Raw genomic sequence first — 7,376 nt, 5'->3', positions numbered from 1 at the left:
TCGATCCGGCCATGCTGAAGGTGGGTCAAGCCTGCTTCCAGCAGGCTTGACCACGAACATAGGATCTCGACTCTACATTTCAGGGTTCGGTATAGCCGGCACAGTCCGGCAGCGCCTGGTCCGGGTGGAACATCCCCGCCCCGAAGCGGAACAGCCGCGTGTAGGTACACACAGGGTCCTGTTCGGTGCGCAGATCCTGCTTCTTCAGCGGCCCCTTGGCCAGCGAATCCTCGAAGCGCGAAACACCGGCCGGGAACCGGGTCGCCACGGTCTGGTAGCGCAGCACGGGCATGCCCTGCCCTGCTGGATCCAGCGCCAGCTTCGCCGAAAAGCTGTATTCGTCGTGGCAGGCGCCTGCACGCTGCTTGCTGTCCTGCTCGCTGAAACAGGCGCGGATCATCGCATTGCCCAGCCATGGCACGGTCAGCACGTCGTCGTCCACCTGGATGTCGTCCTGCAGGTGGCGCACGCGTGCCAACTGCAGCGTGGACGCATCGGCACCTCCACCGGAGTACATGGTGCTGAACGTGACGATGCCGCCCACCAGCACATTCTGGCGGGCGCGCTGCTGCGGGTCGGTCACCGGTTCATCGCTGCCCACGCCAGGGGCCAGCCGCACGATCCATGGCCACAGCGACAGCTCGCTTTCCTGCGGCACGTCGATGCTGACGTGGTAGGTGTGCGGCTTGCCCCGGCCCTGCACCTTCTCAAGCACTTCCAGCACGCTCGGCCGGTCACCCTCCTCGGCAACCGGTTGCACGCGCATGCACCAGTTGCCGTCCCGCGTGCAGTCATAAAGCCCCGACGGTCCAGTCTCACTCGCGATCAGCACCTGTCCCAGCGGCTCCATCACATTGCCGGCGGTATCGCGCTGCTGCGGCAGGATCGCGGACTGGGCCAGCGCCAGCAGCGGGGTCGCCAGCAATGCAGTGCAGAGGGTGGCGCGGGCGAGAACGGTGGGCATCGAGGAGATTCCTGCTGATGAATCCGGATGGTAGCGCAGGAAAATCGGGAAAACTGCGACCCAGCCCATTCAACGGACACCCGACTGCCCTCTTCTATCAGAGCATCAATCCAAACTACGCCCCACCAGCACTTCGTAGAATTGCCGGGGAAGCGAAGCCGTCATCAGTTGGCGACTCGAGATTCTCACCATCCCAGCTTGCCTGACTGATCCACTCCACCGCCTTTTCAGCGAACTCAGCGAAAGTGGGAGCGAGAAGGTACTTGGTGTCTTCATCCGCACCAAAGGCAATCACCTGTCCTTCACCACCGTCAATGTCGGGATCGAAATCCAATCCCATGTGATTGCCGCCACCATCGTGAGTCAGCGGTATCCAACGCGCATTGGTGTACATCGGCTTCACCACCCCCGCGGGACTCGACCTCATGAACTCCGCGCAGTCCTCGTTCATGCCGTCGGCCTCAATCTCACGCCAACCGTGCCACTGCCGCCTGATCTCCATGGACGAAAGCATTTGACTCCCGAACAGAAGCCCGACCCCATCCTGCCCATCGTGAATCATCAGCAACTGCCTTAGCAGATCTGGCAAAGCGACTCCAAGCTGAGCCTCCAGTTCAACCAACTCGCTTTCGGAGGCTCCCGGCCGCAACTGCGCTTCATCCAGACAACTCTTCTCGCGAAGCGACGCTTTGATGAATGCCCATATCTGATCTGCAGTCTGCATTGGTCCTGTATCCCCCCAGCCAAGACCTCAGCCTAGTGCCAACCCGATCAGTGAGGAATGCAAGAAGTCCGAATTTTCAGATGGTGCGCCGCTAGTGCCCACTACAGTCGCAGCCACCCCATCCCTTGGCCTTCGAGGTCTGGCCGATGCCCGGGTTGAACGTGTTGCTCGGGTCCAGCTGCCTGTAGAAGCCCGCCAGCGCAGGCTTGGCAGGGTACAGGTGGCCGACATTGTGCTCGGCCGGATACTCGGCGCCACGCTGGTCCAGCAGCGCCCACATCGCATGCTCGATCGCCATCGGGTCTTCACCTTTGCGCGCGATGTAGTCCTGGTGGAACACGTGGCACAGGAAGTGGCCGTAGTACAGCTTGTGCAGCAGGCGCGCGTCGATATCCGCCGGTAGCTGCTCGAACCAGTCGGCATCGTCGCGTCGCAGCGCGATGTCCAGCGCGACGATGTCCTGCACCTGGTCACGATGCACTTCACGGTAGCGCACCGCGGCACCGGCCACGGCAAAGCGATGCAGGAACGCCTTGCGTCCCTCCTCCGCCGTGCAGTGGAAATAGCCGCCTTCGTGGCCGGCGAAGAAGCTGCGCAGCCAGGCCTCGGTTTCCGCAGCGTCCTGGGCAGAGACCTTCAGCAACAGGTGATGCTCGTAGCGCTGGCGGAACTCGCCCATGCGCTTGGGCAGGTGCGAGGGCAGCAGGCCCGTCAGCACCTGCATCACACGGTCGGTCACGCCGCGCAGGCCCAACCGCTCGAACCAGCCATCGACACGGCTCTTCAACGCGAACGCGGCGGGCACGCGGGAAGTGCCAAGGCGGTCGATCAGCAGGAAGCTGTCCTTGCCGTAGCGCTCGCCGATATCATAGGCATCGCGGTGGATGTACTCGCCAGCAATCGGCAGGCGCTCGAAGCCGGTCAGCAGCTGGCGCCGGATCGCGGTGAGGCTGTCGGTACGGTTGCTGCCTATATAGAAGACCTCTGCAGCCTCTTTTTCGAAGGTGTCCAGGCGCACCGCGAACACTGCCAGCTTGCCGGCAGATCCCGCTGCCTCGAAGTGGCGGCTGGGGTCGGCATTGAAGCGTGCCGGGGTATCGGCGTCGACCTTGCGCACTTCCTCGGCATAGCGTGGGTCGGAAGCCGCACAGCCGTCGCCATCGCCCACGTCGGCGGCCGTGTAGTCACCGGCCTGCAGGCGCTGCAGGATCTGCTCGGGCGTGTCACCCAGCGCGATGTCCAGATGATTGACCAGCTGCAGCTGGCCCTCCGCGTCGACCTGCGCGTAAAGTGCCAGCTCGGTATAGGCCGGGCCACGTCGCACCAGCGCACCGCCGGAGTTGTTGCAGATGCCGCCCAGCACCGAGGCACCGATGCAGGACGAGCCGATCACCGAATGCGGTTCGCGACCCAGCGGGGCCAGCGTCTGCTCCAGGCGGTCCAGCGTGGCACCCGGCAGGCACAGCACCTGGCGGCCTTCGTTCAACAACTGGATGCCGGTCAGGCGCAGCGTGCTGACCAGCACGATCGGCCGGCCATAGTCATCACCGTCCGGGGTCGAGCCGCCGGTCAGGCCGGTGTTGGCCGCCTGCAGAATGATCGCCGCGCCGCCCTGCACCGCAGCCTGCAGCACGCGCCACAGTTCCAGCAGCGTACCCGGGCGCACTACGGCCAGCACCGGGCCATCGCCGAAGCGGTAGCCGCGACGGAAGCGGCGCGTGGCCTTGTCACCGGTCAGTACATGGCGACCGCCGACCGTATCGCGCAACTGCGCCAGCACCGCATCGTGGCCACTCATGGCAGGCTGGCCAGCGAATCGCGGCCGATGTCGGCGATGCGGCGCGCGCCGGTCAGCGTCATCGCCACGCGCATTTCCTTGGCGATCAGGTCCAGCAGGTTGGCCACCCCGGCTTCGCCCTGCGCAGCCAGCGCATAGACGAAGGCGCGACCCAGCAGCACGGTGTCGGCACCCAGCGCCAGCATGCGCACCACGTCCAGGCCGGTACGGATGCCCGAATCGGCGAGAATCTTCAGGTCGCCCTGCACCGCGTCGGCGATGGCCGGCAGTGCGCGTGCGGTGGACAGCACGCCGTCCAGCTGGCGGCCACCGTGGTTGGAGACCACGATGCCATCGGCACCGAACTTGACCGCATCACGCGCGTCATCCGGGTCGAGGATGCCCTTGATCACCATCGGGCCCTTCCAGAATTCGCGGATCCACTCCAGGTCCTTCCAGGAAATGGAGGGATCGAAGTTGCTGCCCAGCCAGCCGATGTAGTCCTCCAGCCCGGTCGGGTTGCCGCGGTAGGTGGAGATGTTGCCCAGGTCATGCGGGCGCCCGAACAGGCCCACGTCCCACGCCCAGTGCGGATGGGTGATGGCCTGGCCGATACGGCGCAGCGAGGCGTTCGGGCCGCTCATGCCGGAGTGTGCATCGCGGTAGCGCGCACCCGGCACCGGCATGTCCACGGTGAACACCAGCGTGGTCACGCCCTCAGCCTGTGCCCGCTCCAGCGCATTGCGCATGAAGCCGCGGTCGCGCAGCACATACAGCTGGAACCACATCGGCCGCTGGATGGCCGGTGCCACTTCCTCGATCGGGCACACCGATACAGTGGACAGGGTGAACGGGATGCCGCGGCTGTCGGCCGCGCGCGCTGCCTGTACTTCACCGCGCCGGGCATACATGCCGGTCAGGCCGACCGGCGCCAGCGCCACCGGCATCGCCAGTCTTTCGCCGAACAGCTCGGTTTCCAGGCTCAGGTCGGACATGTTGCGCAGGATGCGCTGGCGCAGCGCGATGTCGGACAGGTCGGAAACGTTGCGCTTCAGCGTGTGCTCGGCATACGCGCCGCCATCGATGTAGTGGAACAGGAACGGCGGCAGCCGGCGTTGCGCTGCAGCACGGTAATCGGTGGAGGCGGAGATGATCATGGGGTCAACCGTGTGGGGAAGGCAGGCGCGAGGCCCGCGCACGCCGGGCTTCGTTGTCATCGAGGGTGCGCAGCGTGGTGTGCACGAATTCGAGGTGGGCATGCGCGGCGGCGCGCGCGCGTTCGGGGTCGCCCGCCAGCACCGCGTCCATCATCTCGCGGTGCTGGTCGGACAACGGCGAGAAGGTCCTCGCCGAGGTGTAGAGCTTTTCGCGGCTCTGCGAGATGTTGGTCTGCAGCAGTTCGAACAGCCCGCGCATCACCTGCAGCAGCACCAGGTTGTGCGAGGCCTCGGCGATGGACAGGTGGAAGGCCGCGTCGGCCTCCGCCTCGCCGGTGGGGTCGTCCTTGCCGTGCGCGTCCATCATGGTCTGGAAGGCCTGTGCGATGCGCGCGCGGTCCTCGTCGGTGGCACGCAGCGCCGCATGCCAGGCGGTGGCACCTTCCAGCGCGTGGCGGATCTCCAGCACGTCGAAGCGGTATTCCGGGTCGCCCTGGAACAGCGGCAGGTACGGCGCCAGCGGTTCATCCAGCGCCTGCCGCGCGCGTGCCGCAGGCTCGGCCACGTAGGTGCCGCCACCGACCCGTGCGGTCAACAGACCCTGGCTGGCAAGCTGCGCGATGGCCTCGCGCAGCGCGGTGCGCGAGACCCCCAGCTGCACCGCCAGGGTGCGCTCGGCCGGCAGCCGGTCGCCCGGCCGCAGCTGTTGTTCCTGCACCAGGCCGCGCAGCTGCGCAGCCACCTTGTCCGAAATACGTTGCGTGCTCATGGCGCCATTGTGGCCCGAAGCGCGCAGCGGGTGGTCGGCCAGCCGCGCATGGCTCAGGGAATCATCCAGGTCAGCCAGTAAGCCTGGGCCAGGGTGATCAGGCCGACCATCGTGGTGAAGATCAGGCTGTGCTTGACCGTGAAGCGGAACAGATCCGATTCCTTGCCGGCCAGGCCGACCGCTGCGCAGGCAATGGCGATCGACTGCGGCGAGATCATCTTGCCGGTGACACCGCCAGTGGTGTTGGCCGCCACCAGCAGCACGTCGGACACGCCGATCTGCTGCGCGGTGGTTGCCTGCAGGGCCGAGAACAGCGCATTGGACGAGGTATCCGAACCGGTCAGGAACACGCCCAGCCAGCCCAGGAATGGCGAGAAGAACGGGAACGCGTCGCCGGTGTGCGCCAATGCCAGCGCCAGCGTCGCCGACAGGCCCGAATAGTTGGCGATGAAGGCGAAGGCGAGCACCATGCCGATCGAGTAGATCGGCATGCGCAGCTCGCGCACGGTTTCGCCGAAGGTGCGCAGCGCCGAACGGGCCGGCATGCGCAGCGCGATGATCGCGATCACCGCAGCGAGGATGATCGAGGTACCGGTGGCCGAGAACCAGTCGAACTTGTAGACGGCTTCGTAGCTCAACGGTGCATCCACGATCGGCGGCATCTTCTGCACCATCTGGTCCAGGCCCGGCACCGGGATCTTGAGCACCCAGCTTTCCAGCGGGCCACCCGCCGCGAACAGCGACTTGAACGGCTTGATGCTCCACAGCGTGACCATCGCGGTGAGGATCAGGAACGGCGACCACGCCCTGGCGATCTGGCCAACGCTGTAGCGGGGCGCTTCCAGTGCCTGTGCGGCCGCCTCGGCGCTGGTTTCGGTATCGAAGCGGAAGATCCGCACCGGCTTCCAGCGGCGCAGGAACAGGGTCAGGCACACCAGCGACGCCAGCGACGCGGTGATGTCCGGCAGTTCCGGGCCGATGAAGTTGGAGGTCAGGTACTGCGCGATGGCGAACGAGCCACCCGCAACCAGCACCGCCGGCCACGTTTCCCTGATGCCGCGCCAGCCATCCATGATCGCCATGATCCAGAACAGCACGATGATGGTCAGGAACGGCAGCTGGCGGCCGGCCATCTGGCCGATCTCGAATGCATCCAGGCCGGTGACCTGCCCGGCCACGATGATCGGAATGCCCATTGCACCGAACGCCACCGGCGCGGTGTTGACGATCAGGCACAGGCCGGCGGCATACAGCGGCTTGAAGCCCAGCCCGACCAGCAACGCTGCGGTGATCGCCACCGGCGCACCGAAACCGGCCGCGCCTTCGAGGAAGGCGCCAAAGGCGAAGCCGACCATCAGCATCTGCAGGCGCTGGTCTTCGGTCACCGACAGGATCGAAGCGCGGATGATGTCGAACTGCCCGGTCTTGACCGAAACTTTGTAGAGGAACACCGCACCGATGATGATCCAGGCAATAGGCCACAGGCCGTAGACGAAGCCGAAACCGGCCGCGCCCAGCGCCTGGGCCAACGGCATGCGGTAAAACAACAGCGCCACACCAAGCGCGATGGCCACGGTGATCGTGCCGGCCAGCCAGCCCTTCATGCGCAGCACGGCCAGGGCAACGAAGAAGAACGCGATCGGCAGCAGCGCGATCAGGCTGGACAACCACAGGTTGCCGGCGGGGTCGTACAGGTGTTGCCAGGGCTGCATGAAGATTCTCGACTGGGAACGGAGGAGCCCACCGCAAGCGGTGGGTCGCCGTGGCCGTCGATCATTGGTATTACCATTGATGATTTCGATCAGACCACTTGTAGCAGATTTAACCGCCACTCCGACGACGAGCCTATTAGACCATAGGGCTAGCCTTCATATTGGTCCGACCATTACAAACTTCATGGTAGTGCCGGCCGCGGGCCGCGCCCCCCGCCACCCCACCCAAAAACCCGTCAGCAACCCCCCCCCCCACCCCAGCCCCACCACCCA

General features: G+C 65.6%; 6 protein-coding genes. All 6 read right to left on the bottom strand.

The annotated features are described in order from the left end of the window. Window positions 1-79 precede the first annotated feature (79 nt). The 6 genes from O0J15_RS19830 to lldP all read right to left on the bottom strand — a co-directional run bounded on the left by O0J15_RS19830 (window position 80) and on the right by lldP (window position 7,103). Complete coding sequence (locus O0J15_RS19830; protein WP_134735621.1) at window positions 80-964, bottom strand: hypothetical protein; 885 nt, start codon at window positions 962-964, stop codon at window positions 80-82. A 115-nt stretch (window positions 965-1,079) separates the two neighbouring features. After that, window positions 1,080-1,688: an SMI1/KNR4 family protein gene (locus O0J15_RS19825; RefSeq protein WP_134735620.1), complete on the bottom strand. Its 609-nt coding sequence runs from the start codon at window positions 1,686-1,688 to the stop codon at window positions 1,080-1,082. Between the two features lie 91 nt (window positions 1,689-1,779). Next, window positions 1,780-3,486: a D-lactate dehydrogenase gene (gene dld / locus O0J15_RS19820; protein ID WP_155029745.1), complete on the bottom strand. Its 1,707-nt coding sequence runs from the start codon at window positions 3,484-3,486 to the stop codon at window positions 1,780-1,782. Beyond that, window positions 3,483-4,622 carry an FMN-dependent L-lactate dehydrogenase LldD gene (lldD, locus tag O0J15_RS19815; protein ID WP_155029746.1) on the bottom strand — a complete coding sequence of 380 codons (1,140 nt, stop codon included), beginning with the start codon at window positions 4,620-4,622 and terminating at the stop codon, window positions 3,483-3,485. The genes dld and lldD overlap by 4 nt, the downstream gene beginning before the upstream one ends. Window positions 4,623-4,626: 4 nt before the next feature. Next, complete coding sequence (lldR, locus tag O0J15_RS19810; RefSeq protein ID WP_005417039.1) at window positions 4,627-5,391, bottom strand: transcriptional regulator LldR; 765 nt, start codon at window positions 5,389-5,391, stop codon at window positions 4,627-4,629. Between the two features lie 53 nt (window positions 5,392-5,444). Beyond that, window positions 5,445-7,103, bottom strand: coding sequence for an L-lactate permease (lldP, locus tag O0J15_RS19805; protein ID WP_134735617.1), 1,659 nt, complete (start codon window positions 7,101-7,103; stop codon window positions 5,445-5,447). Window positions 7,104-7,376: the final 273 nt, after the last annotated feature.

Origin of the sequence: Stenotrophomonas sp. Sm10, assembly GCF_030985515.1 — a bacterium.
Lineage (GTDB): Bacteria > Pseudomonadota > Gammaproteobacteria > Xanthomonadales > Xanthomonadaceae > Stenotrophomonas > Stenotrophomonas hibiscicola.
Note: the sequence above shows the minus strand (reverse complement) of the source record. Positions and strands in the feature narration are given on the sequence as shown.